The sequence below is a fragment of the Marinilactibacillus sp. 15R genome, from assembly GCF_001895285.1.
GTDB classification, from domain to species: domain Bacteria; phylum Bacillota; class Bacilli; order Lactobacillales; family Carnobacteriaceae_A; genus Marinilactibacillus; species Marinilactibacillus piezotolerans.
Genome location: NZ_CP017761.1, coordinates 1,918,666 through 1,934,585 on the forward strand (window position 1 = coordinate 1,918,666; position 15,920 = coordinate 1,934,585).

Annotated in this window: 19 protein-coding genes; 18 read left to right on the plus strand and 1 reads right to left on the minus strand. The window is 34.8% G+C overall.

Annotated elements, in window-relative coordinates; all coding sequences use genetic code 11:
* Window positions 1-15 precede the first annotated feature (15 nt).
* From BKP56_RS09540 to BKP56_RS09570, 7 genes are all read left to right on the plus strand, one after another.
* Complete coding sequence (locus tag BKP56_RS09540) at window positions 16-963, plus strand: thymidylate synthase (protein ID WP_072694857.1); 948 nt, start codon at window positions 16-18, stop codon at window positions 961-963.
* Window positions 964-1,230: 267 nt separating this feature from the next.
* Complete coding sequence (locus BKP56_RS09545) at window positions 1,231-1,719, plus strand: dihydrofolate reductase (protein WP_072694858.1); 489 nt, start codon at window positions 1,231-1,233, stop codon at window positions 1,717-1,719.
* Window positions 1,720-1,805: 86 nt separating this feature from the next.
* A complete protein-coding gene (locus BKP56_RS09550; protein WP_072694859.1) occupies window positions 1,806-2,285 on the plus strand; it encodes a helix-turn-helix domain-containing protein in 480 nt (159 codons plus the stop codon).
* Between the two features lie 50 nt (window positions 2,286-2,335).
* Window positions 2,336-3,895 carry an IS21 family transposase gene (gene istA / locus BKP56_RS09555; protein WP_072694860.1) on the plus strand — a complete coding sequence of 520 codons (1,560 nt, stop codon included), beginning with the start codon at window positions 2,336-2,338 and terminating at the stop codon, window positions 3,893-3,895.
* On the plus strand, window positions 3,888-4,634 hold the full coding sequence (locus BKP56_RS09560) for an ATP-binding protein (protein ID WP_072694861.1): 747 nt from the start codon (window positions 3,888-3,890) through the stop codon (window positions 4,632-4,634). Before istA ends, BKP56_RS09560 begins: the two co-directional genes overlap by 8 nt.
* A gap of 173 nt (window positions 4,635-4,807) precedes the next feature.
* Window positions 4,808-5,143, plus strand: a complete 336-nt coding sequence (locus tag BKP56_RS09565; protein WP_072694862.1) for a helix-turn-helix domain-containing protein — start codon at window positions 4,808-4,810, stop codon at window positions 5,141-5,143.
* Window positions 5,144-5,169: 26 nt separating this feature from the next.
* Window positions 5,170-6,033 carry an IS3 family transposase gene (locus BKP56_RS09570; protein ID WP_198033939.1) on the plus strand — a complete coding sequence of 288 codons (864 nt, stop codon included), beginning with the start codon at window positions 5,170-5,172 and terminating at the stop codon, window positions 6,031-6,033.
* A gap of 77 nt (window positions 6,034-6,110) precedes the next feature.
* On the opposite strand, the gene trhA is transcribed toward BKP56_RS09570, so the two are convergent.
* Window positions 6,111-6,767, minus strand: coding sequence for a PAQR family membrane homeostasis protein TrhA (trhA, locus tag BKP56_RS09575; RefSeq protein WP_072694863.1), 657 nt, complete (start codon window positions 6,765-6,767; stop codon window positions 6,111-6,113).
* A 219-nt stretch (window positions 6,768-6,986) separates the two neighbouring features.
* Here trhA and BKP56_RS09580 point away from each other — a divergent pair, with 219 nt between their 5' ends.
* The 11 genes from BKP56_RS09580 to dprA all read left to right on the plus strand — a co-directional run bounded on the left by BKP56_RS09580 (window position 6,987) and on the right by dprA (window position 15,780).
* Window positions 6,987-7,862, plus strand: a complete 876-nt coding sequence (locus BKP56_RS09580; RefSeq protein WP_072694864.1) for a GDSL-type esterase/lipase family protein — start codon at window positions 6,987-6,989, stop codon at window positions 7,860-7,862.
* A gap of 36 nt (window positions 7,863-7,898) precedes the next feature.
* Window positions 7,899-8,528 carry a YpmS family protein gene (locus BKP56_RS09585; protein WP_072694865.1) on the plus strand — a complete coding sequence of 210 codons (630 nt, stop codon included), beginning with the start codon at window positions 7,899-7,901 and terminating at the stop codon, window positions 8,526-8,528.
* A gap of 76 nt (window positions 8,529-8,604) precedes the next feature.
* Window positions 8,605-9,129 (plus strand): peptide-methionine (S)-S-oxide reductase MsrA, encoded by a 525-nt coding sequence (gene msrA / locus BKP56_RS09590; RefSeq protein WP_072694866.1) that lies wholly within the window; start codon window positions 8,605-8,607, stop codon window positions 9,127-9,129.
* Window positions 9,126-9,350, plus strand: coding sequence for a YozE family protein (locus BKP56_RS09595; protein ID WP_072694867.1), 225 nt, complete (start codon window positions 9,126-9,128; stop codon window positions 9,348-9,350). The genes msrA and BKP56_RS09595 overlap by 4 nt, the downstream gene beginning before the upstream one ends.
* Window positions 9,351-9,371: 21 nt before the next feature.
* The gene (deoD, locus tag BKP56_RS09600; RefSeq protein ID WP_072694868.1) at window positions 9,372-10,082 is read left to right on the plus strand and encodes a purine-nucleoside phosphorylase; all 711 of its coding nucleotides are present in this window, start codon (window positions 9,372-9,374) and stop codon (window positions 10,080-10,082) included.
* A 54-nt stretch (window positions 10,083-10,136) separates the two neighbouring features.
* Window positions 10,137-11,621, plus strand: a complete 1,485-nt coding sequence (locus tag BKP56_RS09605) for a S41 family peptidase (protein WP_072694869.1) — start codon at window positions 10,137-10,139, stop codon at window positions 11,619-11,621.
* A 156-nt stretch (window positions 11,622-11,777) separates the two neighbouring features.
* The gene (gene lepB / locus BKP56_RS09610; RefSeq protein WP_072694870.1) at window positions 11,778-12,317 is read left to right on the plus strand and encodes a signal peptidase I; all 540 of its coding nucleotides are present in this window, start codon (window positions 11,778-11,780) and stop codon (window positions 12,315-12,317) included.
* Between the two features lie 88 nt (window positions 12,318-12,405).
* Window positions 12,406-13,059 (plus strand): signal peptidase I, encoded by a 654-nt coding sequence (lepB, locus tag BKP56_RS09615; RefSeq protein WP_072694871.1) that lies wholly within the window; start codon window positions 12,406-12,408, stop codon window positions 13,057-13,059.
* A gap of 111 nt (window positions 13,060-13,170) precedes the next feature.
* Window positions 13,171-14,040: a ribosome biogenesis GTPase YlqF gene (gene ylqF / locus BKP56_RS09620; protein ID WP_072694872.1), complete on the plus strand. Its 870-nt coding sequence runs from the start codon at window positions 13,171-13,173 to the stop codon at window positions 14,038-14,040.
* Window positions 14,015-14,806 carry a ribonuclease HII gene (locus BKP56_RS09625; RefSeq protein ID WP_425434153.1) on the plus strand — a complete coding sequence of 264 codons (792 nt, stop codon included), beginning with the start codon at window positions 14,015-14,017 and terminating at the stop codon, window positions 14,804-14,806. Before ylqF ends, BKP56_RS09625 begins: the two co-directional genes overlap by 26 nt.
* Window positions 14,807-14,880: 74 nt before the next feature.
* On the plus strand, window positions 14,881-15,780 hold the full coding sequence (gene dprA / locus BKP56_RS09630) for a DNA-processing protein DprA (protein WP_232226875.1): 900 nt from the start codon (window positions 14,881-14,883) through the stop codon (window positions 15,778-15,780).
* Window positions 15,781-15,920 lie beyond the last annotated feature (140 nt).

Sequence of the window (15,920 nt, forward strand, 5' to 3'; positions counted from 1 at the left end):
GGGAGCTAATTGAAAATGGAGCAAGAATATTTAGATTTAGCACAAAGAATTTTAGACGATGGCAGCCTGCGAGAGGATCGAACAGGGACAGGCACTAAGTCTGTTTTCGGGCACCAGATGCGTTTTGATCTGCAAAAAGGATTTCCTCTATTAACAACTAAAAGAGTATACTTTAAACTGATTAAAAGTGAATTATTATGGTTTTTAAAAGGAGATACCAATATAAAATATCTTCTAGAAAATAATAATCATATATGGGATGAATGGGCATTTGAACGTTATGTTGGATCAGAAGATTATACTGGACCTGATATGACAAATTTTGGTCTTAGATCTCAACAGGATGAAGCATTTAATGAAACGTATCAAAAAGAAAAAGAAAAGTTCAACCTAAGAATTCTTAAAGATGAATCATTTTCTGAAAAATATGGAACACTAGGAAATGTTTATGGTGCTCAATGGAGAACATGGCCAACAACCGATGGGAATACAATTGATCAAATCCAGAATGTGATCGATTCAATTAGAAATAATCCAAATTCAAGGAGACATATTGTTTCTGCGTGGAACCCTGAAGAAGTTCCGCATATGGCCTTGCCACCATGTCATACATTATTCCAGTTTTATGTTCAAGATGGAAAACTAAGCTGTCAATTATATCAGCGTAGTGGAGATGTTTTTTTAGGCGTGCCGTTTAATATTGCAAGTTATGCTTTGCTCACTCATTTAATTGCTCATGAAACTGGATTAGAAGTAGGGGAATTTGTGCATACATTAGGTGACGCACATCTTTATTTGAATCATATGGATCAAATTAAAGAACAATTATCAAGAGAACCTCTAACTCTACCAACTTTAGAATTAAATAAAGATAAGAAAAGTATTTTTGAGTTTGAGATGGATGATATCAAAGTTGTTGGATATAGACCTCATAAAGGTATCAAAGCACCCATAGCAGTTTAAAAACTAAAGTGCTGAATAATAGGTAGAAGAACAGTAGAACTGGAAATTATATATCATATGTAAATCCAACATTGAATGTTGATAATCATTTATTTGCTGTTACAAAGATAAGTTTGAATCGATAAAAGAGTTAAGTAAGTTCTTTATTCAAGAGCTGTTTAATGACTGATTTTATTAAAAAGAAAGAGTTTTCTAAATATATTTGTTTGATGCAACCATGCAGTTTCGATAAAGTTGTACTAGACAATTAAAGAAGAGGGTGTTGTAATGTTAACGTTTGTATGGGCTGAAGATGAAAATGGTGTTATTGGAAAAAATGGTTCATTACCATGGAATTTACCAAATGATATGAAATTTTTTAAAGAAATCACTATGACTGGAAATGTTCTTATGGGTAGGAAAACCTTTGAATCCATTCCTAACCCACCACTCAAGAATAGAAAGAATGTTGTGCTTACTAGAAATAAGGATCTAGTAATTGATAATGTCCTCGTATTGCATTCAAAAGAAGAAGTTCTAGAGTATATTGCTGAAACTGATAAGCCGATCCATATTATTGGAGGAGCAGATATTTTTGAATTATTTAAATCAGAGGTTGATATGCTGTATAAAACATTGATACATGATAAGTTTGATGGTGACACTATGATGGCAGAAATTAATTACGATGATTTTGAAATAATTGAAAAAAGAATTGGAGTAGTAGATGAGCATAATATTCATGCTCATACCTTTCTGATTTATAAAAGAAAATAAAAAAAGCACAAGCAGACTGATATGCTCCCTTTATAGTGGACAGAGAAATAATAAAAATTCTCTGACACTATAAAGGGAGTTTTTTGATGTCTAAAAGAATAACGAAGCATACCCTAGATGAACGTTTAGAAGCTGTTCTAAATGTGATGGAAGGAAACCGTTCGATTAAAAAAATGGCGAAACAACTCGAAGTCGCTCCTGAAACAGTTAAAAGGTGGATCGCAAAATATAAAGGAGATGGCGTGGCAGGATTAACAGAGTCCAAGACTTGGAAGCGCTATTCTCCTCAACTGAAAACAAAAGCTGTAGAATATTATTTGAAGGAGGCTATGGGGGTACAGAAAACTTGTGAGAAGTTCAATATTTCTTCTTCTTCCGTTTTACGTAAGTGGATAAAGCTTTATACTAGTGGTAAAGGTGATTATTTCGCGCTCACAGGTCCATCAATATCCAATCCGAGTCCACCAATTCACGAATCAAGTCCTCCTCTGTTATCTGCTCGAATTTGCACTTCAAGGCAATCAATTCGCACATCAAGTCCACTTACTAGTCTCTTTTATGTATAGTAATTTTAGAAGGTAAAACTTCTAAAAAATACATGAAGGAGGCTATTTTTATGGCCAGAAAGATTCCAGTGAAGTTAGTGATGCAGTATCGAGATCAAGGTTTTTCTCGAAACATGATTGCTAAAACACAGAAAGTAGGACGTAGTTCAGTTAGTGATGTCTTCCAACGAGCAGATCGATTTAATCTCTCCTACGAAGATATAAAAGAGCTATCTGAAAATGAGGTGTATCGAAAATTCTTCCCTGAACGACATCAGTCAGAAGTTTTATACACACTTCCTGACTACGAAAAAGTCCATAAGGAACTTCAAGGTGTAGGTGTGACCCTTAAGCTCTTATGGCAAGAGTACGTGGATAAGTGTAAGAATACCCACGGTATTGCAGTTGGATATACTAAGTTTTGCGAAGATTATCAAAAGCACATTGATCAATATCGCTTAACGAATCATTTGAAACATAAACCTGGCGTCTCAATTCAAGTTGACTGGAGTGGTTCAACCATGAGTTTATTAAATCCAGACACAGGTGAAATAACCACTGTCTATCTGTTTGTAGGAGCTCTTCCTTATAGTCAATACACTTATGTGGAACCAACGCTTGATATGAAAAGTGATACCTGGCTACGTTGCCATATAAATATGTTCACCTATTTTGACGGTACCACAATTCGTTTAATATGCGACAATTTGAAGACCGGTGTAATAACTCACCCCAAAGAGGGTGACATCGTTTTAAACGAACAATATGAAGCTCTCGCAAACCATTATGTTATGGCCATTATGCCTGCTCAGGTAAGAAAACCTAAACAGAAAGCAGCGGTTGAAGGAGCGGTTGGTAAAATTGCAACGGCAGTTATTGCTTCATTAAGAAATGAAATATATACAACAATGGGAGAACTAAAATTAGCTGTTCGTGAGAAATTGGAAATTTATAATAATAAAGAATTTCAAAAGCGTGAAGGCAGTCGTTCGCTTGTTTTTAAAGAGTCAGAACAGGAATTTTTGCGTGCCTTGCCTTCTGTTCCATACGAAATATCAGAATGGGTTTACGGAAGAAAAGTAAAACTGGATTGTCATATTACGTATCAAAAGAATAATTACTCTTGTCCCTATCAATATGTCAAAAAGAGCGTTGATTTAAAAGTAACAGATAACTTTCTTGAAATTTATTATCAAAATGAACGAATTGCGACTCACAAACGATTCCCATCATATAAAGAATATAACTTTTCAACCTTGCCAGAACATCTACCAGATCAATTTAATCAACTCGAATGGAATGACCAACGACTATTAAATTGGGCACAAAAAATTGGACCTTTCACCCATAAAGTGATTCAGCGTATCTTTGAAAACCTACCACTCAAAGAACAAGGATATCAATCGTGCTTATCTGTTCTCAATTTATCGAAGAAGTATTCAAATGCTTCTTTAGAGAAGGCTTGTCAAATAGCTTTAGAACGTGTCCATTCCCCAAGATACCGTCAACTAAAGGCAATATTAACGAATCCTGTTAATAATGAAGCGATTGAACATGCAGAGACCAACTATAAAGAATCCATGGGATTCGTGAGAGGATCAGACTATTATGGAGGCGATAAGAATGATTGATAACGAAACGATTAGAAAATTACGTCAAATGGATTTAAGTGAATTAGTAGACGCTTTAGAAATTCAAGAGATGGACAATGATACACGACAACTGTCTTTTGATGAACGACTTCAACTGGGTACTGACCATCTATATCAAGAGAAATACAATAAACGGGTGAATGGATTAATTAAACGATCCAAATTTCGTATTCAAAACGCAACTGTTTCTGCTATTCATTATGACAAACGAGATATTGATCGTCAGACACTTAATGAATTAGCCACCTGCAGCTATATCAATCACCGAAGAAACATTATTTTTCAGGGCTTCACTGGGTCAGGAAAGACCTATTTAGCCTGCGCTTTAGGACGAGAAGCGTGTAAACGAGAAATTCGAACACGCTATATTCGTTTGCCTGACTTATTAATAGAGCGAGACGAAGCGACACTTAAACCTAAAGGTGTAACCAACCTCATCACAAAATTCTCAAATTATAGCCTGCTAGTTATTGATGAATGGCTACTAGATGATTTATCAGAAGATGACCTGAAATTTCTCTTCGAAATCATTGAACGTCGCTACGACTCCGGCTCCACCATCTATTGTACACAATTTAGAAAGTCAGATTGGCATAAAAGATTAGGAGGCGGTGTTCATGCGGACGCCATTATGGATAGAATCGTGCATAATGCCGTATGGTTTGATACAGGTCAATTAAATATGCGAGAACAGTTAGCTAAAGCAAGTACTAACTAAATCCTGTCACAACAAGCCACGCTTTCACCGAGCGTGGCTATTTAGTGGACTCTAAGCACGAACAAGTGGACTTGTAATGGATATTGAGAGACTCATTCTTGCGAATAGGCGGGTCTATAAGCGCGTAATAATCAAAAGGGTTTAAACCAACTAGTAAAAGGTGGAATAATCAGATGAATAAGGGGCGCAAAACAACCTGGAAAGAAAGAATTGAAATTGTTCAATTCACAATAGCCAATAATTTGGATTATCACAAGGCGGAAACAGTCTATCATGTTTCTTACCAACAAGTCTATGGATGGGTACGCAAGTACAAAGCGAACGGTCCTGAAGCACTTCGTGACCGCCGTGGACATACTCTAAAATCCAAACCCAAAGAATCTCTTACAGAGGAAGAAAACTATAAACTACGGATTAAAGAATTAGAAGAAAGAAATCAATATTTAGAAGCTGAAAATGGTCTAATAAAAAAGTTAAAGGAAATCGAAAGGAGGAATCGGCCCGTATAGGATCTTGTTTAGATGAGTTTCAAGCAGTGTATGAATTTCACCAAGAAAATAGATATCCTATTCACTTATTGTGTACTATTTTGGGTGTTTCTCGTTCTGGCTACTATAAATGGGTGCACCATGTCCCTTCAACTAGAGAAATTGATCATCAGCGATTGATGGAACGGATCAAAAAAATGTTTTATAAATATAAAGGCATTTTTGGATATAGACGGATCACGCATTATCTAAATAAAGAGAATGAACAAAAGGGTATCGAAGCAAGATATGACCGCAAACAAATTCGGAGACTCATGCTTAAAATGGGGCTAAAATCGCACATTCGACGCTCCAAAGGATATTGTACGAAAACGAGCTATGTCAATATCGAAGAGAATATTTTGAATCGTCAGTTCAAAGCAGATAAACCAAATCAAAAATGGGTAACGGATATCACTTATTTACAATACGGAAAGGGTCAAAAGGCCTATTTAAGTGCCCTTAAAGATCTTTATGATGGAACCGTTATCGCCTACAAAATAAGCAAGAATAACGATTATGCTTTAGTTATGGAGACTTTAAAAGAAGCCCTTAAGCAGAATCCAAAAGCGACACCGATTCTTCACAGCGATCGTGGTTCTCAATATACCTCTAAACAGTACCGTCAAATCACGACAGAAGCTGGAATTACACGTAGTATGTCTAGAGTGGGGAAATGTATTGATAACGCACCAATGGAAAGCTTTTTTGGGCACTACAAATGCGAATCGTATCATTTGAAGGAGTACACTCTATATCAAGAACTCATTAAAGATATTGATGAATACATGGAATTTTATAATTTCGAACGTTTACAAGAAACAAAAAACAACCTGACACCGATGGAATTTCGGTATCAGGTTGCCATATAGATTTTTTATTATTTTATTGTCTACTTGACAAGGGTCAGTTCATTAGTCTGCTTGTGCTTTTTTTCTTTATAATAATTTTAAGTGTATAAATAAATTGAGAAAAACATACACACAGTACCGCTTAGCACGAATAAATGCCATACAACGTGCATGAAGCGTACGTATTTCATGCGATAAAATATAGCTCCAACGGTAAAAGATAAGCCGCCAGCTACCAGCCATATGAAACCCTCAAGTCCTAATCCTTGGTATAAATAATTAAGAAAGAATAATGAAATCCATCCCATGATAATATATATCCATAAAGATAATCCTTGAAATTTCTTGAACCAGACAGTTTTATATATGACACCTAGTAAGGCGATTGACCATATCATAACGGCTAATAATACGCCTAACCGACCAGAAATCGTAATCAAAGTATACGGAGTATAGGTACCAGCAATTAAGAGAAAAATACTACTGTGGTCCAAGATTCTCATTACTTGTTTAGCTTTTGTGAAAGTAAGACTATGATATAAAGTGGAGCATAGATAAAGTAAAATTAGTGTAGTTCCATATACAACATAGGAAGTAACTTCTACAATTCCGCCCATTTCAAGTCCTTTTTTAACCAAGAATACTAGTCCAACTATACTTAGTAAAAAGCCTAAACCATGTGTGATTGCGTTTAAAACTTCATTCCAGATGAGATATCCTCGCGACATCAATTTTTCCGGTGTGTTATCTGACATAATAAACCTCCTGTAACTGACTTCATTTCTGTACGTCATAATGATAATTTGGTATACTATCTTTTGAGTACTTTCAAGTAGAAACCAATGATTTTTGATATGAATAGTATATCACATTTATAGTTAATAATGCGAATCTCAAAAATGAAATCTTATTAAATATTGAGAGAAAGTACTAGGTAATTAATCAGCATTTATTAAAATTAAGGAAGGTTATTCATGAAACATTTAAAACTTTTTATTTCCAGTATTTTAGTTATTATATTATCAGCAACTGCCGGTTATGGTTTGCTGACTTTTATTTCAAACAGTTCGAATTCGGGGAATAACTCTAGCGAAAATCTGAGTAATCAAGAATTTTCAAGAGTTTCACTTAATATAGTAGCTATTGGTGATTCTCTGACTGAAGGTGTTGGAGATAGTACGAAAAGAGGGGGATATGTACCATTAGTTGCTGAGCAATTGAGAAGTGATTCGATGGTGAGTTCAGTTGAAACTCAGAATTATGGACATTCTGGAGATACAACTGAACAGTTATTGACCTTACTTGAGGAAGATGAAACAGTTCAGTCGGGATTAGCCCAAGCAGATATCATAACATTGACAATTGGTGGGAATGATATCGTCAATAATCTGGATAAAGTAGGTTTGAATGGTTCATTGGAAGATTTTGAGTCTACGATTCAATCATATGAGGAAAACGTAAAAATTATTTTTTCAACTATTCGTGAGCTGAATAATCAAGCAATTATTTACATTTATGGATTGTATAATCCTTACCATTATTATTTCAATGAATTCTCTCAACTTCAAAAAGTTTTTGATACATGGAATTCTAGAACTAAACAGATAGCAGAAGAAACAGAAAATGTAAATTTTGTTGAAATAGATTCATTATTTAATCCTGCTGAATTTCCTGATGAAACAAGAAGCAACTCGGATACTGTAGACGATGTAAATGAGATTGAAGATGAAAATCATCCTTATTTATATAAAGAAGATTTGTTTCATCCTAATGACAGAGGTTACCAGATTATGGCAGATGCTTTATATGATTTAATTGAAACAGATTTGAAAAATCTGATTATTCAGTAGTCAATAAGCTGAAAAAAGAATAAAGGGGAGAGTATTTTGGCTGAACAGCGATCAAAAAAAACAGAAAAAGAAACGAAACAAATTAATCTATGGAAATGGGCCTTTCTTATATTGATAGGATTATTAATTGGGCTATTAATATGGCTGTTTGTACAGCTCCAACCAGTAAAAGTGGGAGAAGAAAACACAGAACCTTTTGCAACATCTGAAGAGGATCTTATTTTTGAAGTCAGTACGACTAAAGAAGATGTAACTAGATTGACAAATGAATATTTAAATCAGGAACTGGATGGAGAATTTGAAGGGTTTAGGTTTGATTTAGAGGACTCTGCTGAATTAAGTGGTGAAATAGAAGTGTTCGGATTTCCAATTGAATTTTCACTATTTATGACACCTTATGTACTGGAAAATGGAAATCTACAGCTTCGAGGTGAATCTTTAAATATAGGCTCTTTGAACTTACCTATAAGCTTTGCAATGGCTCAAATATCTAGACAAGTAGATTTTCCGGAATGGATAGCAATAGATAGTGAAGATCAGTTTATCGTTGTTAATTTAAATGAATTTTCGTTAGATAATGGTACACAATTTTCACTTGAACGTATCAACCTACAAGAAAATGATATTAGACTAAATATTCATTTGCCACTTGATGCAGTAAGATGATACACTATTTCAGATAAGATACAGAAATAATTTAATAAATCGGGCAGAAATATAGTGAAGAAGGAATGATTGGAAAATGGAAAAAGCAATATTTGCTGGGGGTTGCTTCTGGTGCATGGTGGAGCCTTTTGAAGAACAAGATGGCATTATTTCTGTTACTTCAGGCTATACTGGAGGACATGTTGAGAATCCTACGTATGAAGAAGTGAAATCTCAAACTACTGGTCACACTGAAGCGGTAGAGATTGTATTTGATTCCGCAAAAATCAGCTATGAAGAATTAGTTGGAATCTATTGGAATCAAACAGATCCTACTGATGCAATGGGACAATTTATGGATAGAGGAGACAGCTATCGTCCAGTTATTTTCTATTATACAGACAAACAAAAGAAAATAGCGAAAGATTCTAAATATCAGTTAGAGCAAAGCGGCAGATACAAGGAACCAATTGTTACAAAAATCCAAAAAGCTGAAACTTTTTATAAAGCAGAAGAAGAACATCAGGAATTCTATAAAAAGAATCCTAGACGCTATAAACAAGAAAAAAAAGAACGATCAGAATGGCAAGAAGCTAATAAAGAATCGAGGCCTAGTGCATGAAAAGATCGTTTTACCACTACTTAATGACCCGTAGAGATCCAAACAAAAAAGATGAGATTACGCTCTTTGCGAATGCTGTAGAAGATGACGGTAGTTTTCCAAAGCAAAGTGAAGATTATAATGAAATCAGTGCTTATCTTGAATTGAATGGTCACTATTTACCAAATATGGATGTCTATGACGAGGCTTGGAATCAATATATTGATAATGATTCACACTGAAAAAATAAAGGAGATATAAATATGAGTACACATATTAATGCAAAAAATGGAGATATCGCAGAAACTGTTCTATTGCCAGGGGACCCACTTAGAGCAAAATATATAGCGGAGACGTTTTTAGAGGACGTTGTACAATATAACACGGTTCGAAATGCGTTTGGATACACAGGCACTTATAAAGGAAAAAAAATATCCGTTCAAGGCACTGGTATGGGGATTCCTTCTATTATGATTTATGTAGAAGAGCTGATCCAAGAATACGGTGTTGAAACACTTATGCGTGTAGGATCTGCCGGAGGTATGAAGAAAGAAGTCGAAATACGAGATGTTGTATTAGCTCAAGCAGCAACAACTGATTCTAGCGTTATAAAGAATACATTCGACAATCAAGTAGATTTTTCTCCTATTGCTGACTTTGATTTGCTCAAGACAGCTTACGAAATAGGTTCAAAAAAAGGTATGAAGATTAAAGTTGGTAATGTGTTGAGTGCGGATCGTTTTTACAATAAAGAATTAGATAAGATGAAACTAGCGGATTATGGTGTTCTGGCTGTAGAAATGGAAGCTGCAGGTCTTTATCTTCTTGCAGCAAAATACAATAAAAAAGCTCTTTCGCTTCTTACGATTAGTGATCATCTGCTTACTGGAGAAGAAACTACTTCTGAAGAACGTGAAAAGACATTTGATGATATGATGATTATTGCACTTGAAACAGCACTGCAAATTAATTGATTATTTATATAATAGAACGGTTTGGTCGGTGCGTATTAAGAAAAGAGGAAAGATATGGAACAAGAACCAAATAAACAAAAACACACTAAAAAGGTTAGCCTTTTTGTATATATCACTTCTTTAATTATTGTGTTAATTGTTGGAGTAATTGGAACATTGTCGTTTTCTCGATTAATAGAGACTACTCCTGAAAATATGACACAAGAATCAGTGCAAGATGATGAGGCTAGTACTAATTCTCAAAGTACTGAATTAAATCAAGTAGATGAATTATATTCAATTTTACTTGCAAACTATTTTGAAGAAGTTGATCCAGACACTCTTATTGAAGGTGCGTTAGAAGGAATGGCTGGAGCGATAGGAGATCCGTACACTGCATATCTAGATGCAAGTCAATCAACTTCATTACAAGAGGATACCCAAGGTGAATTTGAGGGAATCGGTGCTGAAGTTATGAAAGAAGGAGAATTTGTTAGAATTGTTTCTCCAATTAGTGGTTCTCCAGCTGAAAAAGCTGGATTACAAGCAAATGATAAAATAGCAGAAATTGACGGTGAATCTGTAGCAGACCTCTCTTTACAGGAAGCAGTTGCCTTAATTCGCGGACCTAAAGATTCAGAAGTAGAATTATTACTTCAACGTTCTGAAGAAGAATTTACTGTTACGATCACTCGAGATGCTATTCCTGTTGAATCCGTAGTATACGAGTTAGACGAATCAGATTCTTCTATAGGTTATATTCAAATTACGAACTTTAATCGTCCAACTTATGAAGAGCTAGTTACTGCAATTAAAGATTTAGACGATAAAGGTGCCGAAAAATTTGTGTTTGATGTAAGAGGGAATCCCGGAGGACTACTAGATATTGCCTTACAGATGTCAAATATTTTTGTTGAAGATGGTAAGCCATTGATGCAATCTGAAATTCGTGGAGAAGATCCCGTTGTTTATACAGCTGATTCTGAACAGTACGGTTCTTTCAAATTCGATGGTGAAGCAGTGCTCTTAATTGATGGAGGTAGTGCTAGTGCTTCTGAGATTTTAGCTGGAGCAATGAGCGAATCTGCTGGTATTCCTTTGATTGGTCAGACAACTTTTGGTAAAGGAACAATTCAGAATGTTGCGCCTTTAACAGGAGATGGGGAAGTGAAATATACAACTGGTAAATGGCTTACTGCAAATGGTGAATGGATTAACGAAAAAGGAATATCACCAGATATAGAAGTCGCAATGCCTGATTATCAGACTTTATTATTGATCAATAGTGAGGAAACTTATCAGTCTGGGGATACATCTGATGAAGTGAAAAATCTTAATGCCATCCTTAAAGCATTAGGTTATGAGGTAGATGAAGCAAGCAGTCAATTTAACGATCAAACAGTAGAGGCAGTCAAAGCATTTCAAAATACGAAAGAACTTGACGCTGATGGAATTGTTACTGGTGCAACGTCGAGCGCTTTAGTAGAAGCATTAAGAGCTTTGATCGAAGAGAATGACACACAATATAATGAAGCAATTAAATATTTACAATCCAAGTAATGTCTCAAAACGATTTATGTGAATGCATAAATCGTTTTGTTTTGGAAGCTACTTACAATATATAAGAAATGATTAAAAATAACTTGATAATACCTGAAACTGTAAGCTATAATTAATTATTCGGTTACCAGATAATATATGAGGAAGAGGATGTATATGCAAAAATGTCTTGAAAGATCAAGACGATTACGCATTGGGAGAGTCTTATTTGGTATAGCATTGATCCTAGTGTTTTTAAGATTATATATTTTTATTCCTACAGATGTGACAGGAATTTCAATGTATCCTACTTTAAATCCTAATGATCGAGTGGTCATGTCTACAGTTTCTAGTATTGATCGGTTTGATATCGTTGTTTTTACAGACCCAATGAATAAAACAGTGGTTAAAAGAGTGATTGGTCTCCCAGGAGATTCTGTGAGATATGAACAAGATAAGCTGTATATCAATAATAAATTAGTTAAAGAGCCCTTTTTGAATCGCTCGGAAATCTCAGATGAACCAGGTTTATGGACATCAAATTTTACCATGATAAATGATAATGCAAATGAAGTCCCTGATGGTCATTACTTTGTAATGGGAGATAATCGTCGCTATAGTTATGATAGCCGATTTTATGGTAGTATATCTAGTGAAGAAGTGCTTGGCGAAATCATTATGATGTATTATCCTTCTGAAAAAATAAAGTTTTATTAATTGAGAGATAAAGTTATGGGTTTATTTAATAACAAAGATAACATTTAATTGTTTTTTTAACGAATTAAGTTAGAGAGAAGGTTGATTGATGAGTGATCAACAATATGAAGAAAGTGGATTTGAACCAAGAAAAAGTAAGTATGGAAAGAATAACAAGAAAAAACCTGAAAAAAAACGTACTTTTCTTCAAGAACTTGTTAGTACGGTGTTATACATTGTAATTCTGACAGGTGTCTTTTATCTTGTACAAATGTTTTTATACGCTCCAGTGAGTGTTGAAGGTGAATCTATGGCTCCTACTTTAGAAGATGGAGACAAATTGTTACTTAATAAGTTCAGTGATTATGAACGCTTCGATATTATTGTTTTTCCGGCACCAGATGATCCTGAAAAGCAATATATTAAACGGATTATCGGATTGCCGGGGGATGAGATTAGATATAGTGATGAAACGCTCTATATCAATGATGAAGAAGTCGATGAACCATACCTTGATGGAATAGAAATAGATAGCAGTGCCTCAAAAGACGTTATTGGTGGTACAATCAATGAATTTTCTCTAGAATCACTACAAGGTGTAGAAACAGTACCAGAAAATCAGTATTTTGTAATGGGAGATAACAGAGGTAATTCCAGAGATAGCCGTTATTTCGGTTTTGTTTCAGGAGATACAATTACAGGAAAAACAACTTATAGATTCTTCCCGTTCAACCATTTTGGAAGTATTGATGAGCAACAATAGCTGATGAATAAAAAAGTTGGTAGAGAGATAGCCTCTTTTACCAACTTTTTTTCGTGCGGTTTATGTCTTTATGGTACACTGAGAGCAGATAAAGTGTTAGGAGAATAATCAATGACAATACAATGGTATCCAGGACATATGGCGAAAGCAAAACGTCAATTCCAAGAAAAATTAAAATTAGTAGACGTGGTATTTGAATTAGTAGATGCACGTATTCCATATTCAAGTAGAAATCCTGATTTAGTAGAAATGATTGGTAATAAGCCTCGTATTACCATTTTAATGAAAAGCGATCTAGCAGATATGAAGCGTGTGAATGAGTGGCTTAAATTTTATGAGTCTCAAGGTATATATGCAATATCAATCAACGCTAAGCAAGGACAAGGAATAAAAGAGGTTATCAAATTAGCTAGGGTAGCCTTAAAAGATTTCTTTGAAAAAAGAGAAGCTAAAGGGTTGAAACCACGAGCTATTCGAGCAGTTTGTGTAGGCATTCCAAATGTAGGGAAATCTACGTTGATTAACAGATTTGCTCGTAAAAATATTGCTCAAACCGGTAATAGACCTGGGGTTACTAAGTCGCAGCAATGGATCAAATATGGTAAAGAATTAGAACTATTAGATACTCCTGGGATTCTCTGGCCAAAATTTGAAGATCAGGAAGTTGGCAAACGATTAGCGGTTACCGGAGCAATAAAAGATACCTTACTGCATTTAGATGATATTGCATTATTTGGAATGTCCTATCTTGTTCAAAACTATCCAGGAGTTTTAGCTGAGCGCTATAAGTTTGAACAAGCATTAGAAACTGATATGCCACTTCCGGAATTGTTAATGGAGATTACTCGTTTACGAGGGTTTAAAGATGACTACGAAAGAGGCGCTCAAGTGCTAATCCATGAGTTAAGAGATGGAAAATTAGGTAGATTTACATTTGAAACTCCAGAGGATATTAATGAAGAAAGTGATTTTAATGAATAAGTTGACAGTTAAGGAGATTAAAGCACTGCTCGATCAAATAACTGTAATAGAAGACCCAAGACTTCAAGAAATTAGAAAAGATGATCGTAAAGGAGTCAGAAATGCAATACTAGGGTGGGAGAAGGCAAGGAGCAGAGAAGAAAAATTATTGAAGGATTATGAACGTATGTCTGTATATGAGAAGTCAGCATATTCACGTGGGGCTCAATTGATTGCAGGAATAGATGAAGTTGGTAGAGGTCCACTTGCTGGTCCAGTACTTGCAGCTGCGGTTATTCTTGATCCGAACAATCCGATTATAGGATTAAATGATTCTAAAAAGCTTTCATTGGCTAAAAGAACAGCACTTTATGCTGAAATTCATGAAAAGGCGATTGGGATTGGGATTGGAATCGTTGAAGCTCAAGTAATAGATGATATTAATATTTATCAAGCTAGCAAACTTGCTATGATTAAAGCTGTTGGGGAACTAAGCTCTGAACCCGACTATCTTTTGATTGATGCAATGAAGCTGCCGCTGCAATTACCACAGGAAAGTATTATTAAAGGAGATGCAAAAAGTATTTCGATTGCTGCTGCAAGCATCATAGCTAAAGTGGAACGCGATAGACTAATGGAACAATATCATTTAAAATATCCAGGATATGGGTTTGATCAAAATGCTGGATATGGTACTAAGCAACACCTTTTAGGGTTAGATGAAAATGGCATCACGCCTATCCATCGACTTTCTTTTGCTCCCGTAAAAGAAAGACAGTCACTTTAGTGAACTTATCTCTTTAATGTAAGTAATATATAAGGAAGAGAGAATATATTACTAAATCATAAGGAGACTATATTATGCTAATTGATCAATTTGAAGAGCACTGCTTTATACTTGCTCATTACACAAAGATGTCTATAGAAGAAAAATGGAGTTTTCTACAAGATTTATTACTGGAGAATGGACATTGTGAATTAGATTTAAAACCATTAAAGAAGCTTTCTTTTGAAAAGAAAGCTTCTTTTTTAGAATTTAAAAATTCATTTTATTCTCGGCAGAAAAAAGTGGACTTGTCAAAGCTGGGAGTAGGTTGGATAACTATATTAGATGAGCAATATCCTATAAAACTTAAAGAAATCTATCTTCCTCCATTAGTACTGTTTTATAAGGGGAATATAGAATGGATTGAGAAAAGTATAATCGGAGTCGTAGGAGCTAGAGAATGTACTGAATATGGCAAAGCTATTGTTAGAAGATTTGTTCCCCCTCTTATTGAAAAAGGAATCATAATATGCAGCGGTTTAGCTAAAGGAATTGATGCTTATTCACATATTAGTGCAATGGAAGAGAACGGAAAGACCATTGCTGTCATTGGTACTGGTCTAGATTATTATTATCCTTATAGTAATCGTCTTCTCCAAAAAGAAATTGAAAACAAGCAACTATTGTTGACAGAATTTCCAATAGGTTCTAAACCGTTAAGACATCATTTTCCATTAAGAAATAGAATTATTTCAGGAATAAGCGATGGAGTTATAGTTGTAGAAGCGAAAAAGAGAAGTGGAAGTTTGATTACTGCCCATCAAGCGCTGGAACAGAACCGAGAAGTCTATGCTGTACCAGGATCGATTTTTAGTACCCTTTCTGAAGGGACAAATGATTTGATAAAAGCTGGAGCTAAAATGGTAACATCTTCTAATGATATTATTGAAGATATAGTCTATAAAAATAGGTGGTATCTAAAGTCTGATATCTGATATTTGTAGAAAATTCAATCTTGCAAGTTGACAAACCCTATTGTATGGCATATGATGAGTAACGATTCTTTCGTAAAGAATAATAAATGCTGATTTTAAAAGTTTAAACTTGAAAAAAAGCAGTTATAATGTACGATTAC

Bases quoted from the DNA above. Each gene is read 5' to 3' on its own strand.
- BKP56_RS09540 (WP_072694857.1), top strand. From the start codon at position 16: ATGGAGCAAGAATATTTAGATTTAGCACAAAGAATTTTAGACGATGGC.
- BKP56_RS09545 (WP_072694858.1), top strand. From the start codon at position 1,231: ATGTTAACGTTTGTATGGGCTGAAGATGAAAATGGTGTTATTGGAAAA.
- BKP56_RS09550 (WP_072694859.1), top strand. From the start codon at position 1,806: ATGTCTAAAAGAATAACGAAGCATACCCTAGATGAACGTTTAGAAGCT.
- istA (WP_072694860.1), top strand. From the start codon at position 2,336: ATGGCCAGAAAGATTCCAGTGAAGTTAGTGATGCAGTATCGAGATCAA.
- BKP56_RS09560 (WP_072694861.1), top strand. From the start codon at position 3,888: ATGATTGATAACGAAACGATTAGAAAATTACGTCAAATGGATTTAAGT.
- BKP56_RS09565 (WP_072694862.1), top strand. From the start codon at position 4,808: ATGAATAAGGGGCGCAAAACAACCTGGAAAGAAAGAATTGAAATTGTT.
- trhA (WP_072694863.1), bottom strand. From the start codon at position 6,767: ATGTCAGATAACACACCGGAAAAATTGATGTCGCGAGGATATCTCATC.
- BKP56_RS09580 (WP_072694864.1), top strand. From the start codon at position 6,987: ATGAAACATTTAAAACTTTTTATTTCCAGTATTTTAGTTATTATATTA.
- msrA (WP_072694866.1), top strand. From the start codon at position 8,605: ATGGAAAAAGCAATATTTGCTGGGGGTTGCTTCTGGTGCATGGTGGAG.
- BKP56_RS09595 (WP_072694867.1), top strand. From the start codon at position 9,126: ATGAAAAGATCGTTTTACCACTACTTAATGACCCGTAGAGATCCAAAC.
- deoD (WP_072694868.1), top strand. From the start codon at position 9,372: ATGAGTACACATATTAATGCAAAAAATGGAGATATCGCAGAAACTGTT.
- BKP56_RS09605 (WP_072694869.1), top strand. From the start codon at position 10,137: ATGGAACAAGAACCAAATAAACAAAAACACACTAAAAAGGTTAGCCTT.
- lepB (WP_072694870.1), top strand. From the start codon at position 11,778: ATGCAAAAATGTCTTGAAAGATCAAGACGATTACGCATTGGGAGAGTC.
- lepB (WP_072694871.1), top strand. From the start codon at position 12,406: ATGAGTGATCAACAATATGAAGAAAGTGGATTTGAACCAAGAAAAAGT.
- ylqF (WP_072694872.1), top strand. From the start codon at position 13,171: ATGACAATACAATGGTATCCAGGACATATGGCGAAAGCAAAACGTCAA.
- BKP56_RS09625 (WP_425434153.1), top strand. From the start codon at position 14,015: ATGAAGAAAGTGATTTTAATGAATAAGTTGACAGTTAAGGAGATTAAA.
- dprA (WP_232226875.1), top strand. From the start codon at position 14,881: ATGCTAATTGATCAATTTGAAGAGCACTGCTTTATACTTGCTCATTAC.